This window comes from Oryzifoliimicrobium ureilyticum, from assembly GCF_037199735.1.
Taxonomy (GTDB): domain Bacteria; phylum Pseudomonadota; class Alphaproteobacteria; order Rhizobiales; family Rhizobiaceae; genus Rhizobium; species Rhizobium ureilyticus.
Genome location: NZ_JBBBVQ010000069.1, coordinates 1 through 1,317, shown reverse-complemented (window position 1 = coordinate 1,317; position 1,317 = coordinate 1). Strand labels below are relative to the sequence as shown.

General features: G+C 56.1%; 2 tRNA genes and 1 rRNA gene. All 3 read left to right on the top strand.

Annotated elements, in window-relative coordinates:
• A 16S ribosomal RNA gene (locus VQ830_RS28635) occupies positions 1-404 on the top strand; the annotation flags it as partial.
• A 419-nt stretch (positions 405-823) separates the two neighbouring features.
• A tRNA-Ile gene (locus VQ830_RS28630) sits at positions 824-900 on the top strand.
• Between the two features lie 96 nt (positions 901-996).
• Positions 997-1,072: transfer RNA gene (locus VQ830_RS28625), tRNA-Ala, on the top strand.
• Positions 1,073-1,317: the final 245 nt, after the last annotated feature.

Here is a 1,317-nt window from a genome sequence, read left to right as displayed (position 1 = left end):
GTTGGGCACTCTAAGGGGACTGCCGGTGATAAGCCGAGAGGAAGGTGGGGATGACGTCAAGTCCTCATGGCCCTTACGGGCTGGGCTACACACGTGCTACAATGGTGGTGACAGTGGGCAGCGAGACCGCGAGGTCGAGCTAATCTCCAAAAGCCATCTCAGTTCGGATTGCACTCTGCAACTCGGGTGCATGAAGTTGGAATCGCTAGTAATCGCGGATCAGCACGCCGCGGTGAATACGTTCCCGGGCCTTGTACACACCGCCCGTCACACCATGGGAGTTGGTTTTACCCGAAGGTAGTGCGCTAACCGCAAGGAGGCAGCTAACCACGGTAGGGTCAGCGACTGGGGTGAAGTCGTAACAAGGTAGCCGTAGGGGAACCTGCGGCTGGATCACCTCCTTTCTAAGGAAGCTTNTCACACCATGGGAGTTGGTTTTACCCGAAGGTAGTGCGCTAACCGCAAGGAGGCAGCTAACCACGGTAGGGTCAGCGACTGGGGTGAAGTCGTAACAAGGTAGCCGTAGGGGAACCTGCGGCTGGATCACCTCCTTTCTAAGGAAGCTTGTTTTTTTAAGTGGTTTTGGCAAACCTTTCCTGTTCTTCGAACAGGGGTGCCAAAACGGGCCTTAGGGCACGCTTTAAAACAGCTTGTTAGAACAAAGATGAGGCCAGTCAGGCTTTGTCGAACTTATACGTCACGGACCTTTAAGGCCGATGATATGGCGGGACCCGCCGTCCACGTTTCTCTTTCTTCAGGAAGACAAGAACCGCAAGACCGGTTTGGCTGCTTTTTGCTTAAGGCGAGGGGCAGATCCAGGAATGGGCCCGTAGCTCAGTTGGTTAGAGCACACGCTTGATAAGCGTGGGGTCGGTAGTTCAAGTCTACCCGGGCCCACCAATTGTTTGGTGTTGGCTGGGGGAGGCTTTGAGGTTTGTTGTGGTTCTTCCGGAGTTTGAGCCTTTGGGTTTTTATCCATTGGGCTGCGCGCTGGATGGGGCTGTAGCTCAGCTGGGAGAGCACCTGCTTTGCAAGCAGGGGGTCAGCGGTTCGATCCCGCTCAGCTCCACCATTTTTATAAAATGGTGGGATTGTTTTGTCCTCACGCTGTCGCGGCTTTGCCGCTTTGCTGCGGACGGCGCGCTTTGCGTGGTGCCTTGCACCTGCGGGTTTGATGGCGCTCACGGGCTGTTCTCGCCTTTGGCGAGGCCCTCCGCGAGGGCGCTTTGCGTGGTGCCTTGCACCTGTTTGGGCACCTGTTGGGCGGTTTGATCGATCGGTTGCTGACTTGATTGGTTGCTGCTGACGGATGCTGGT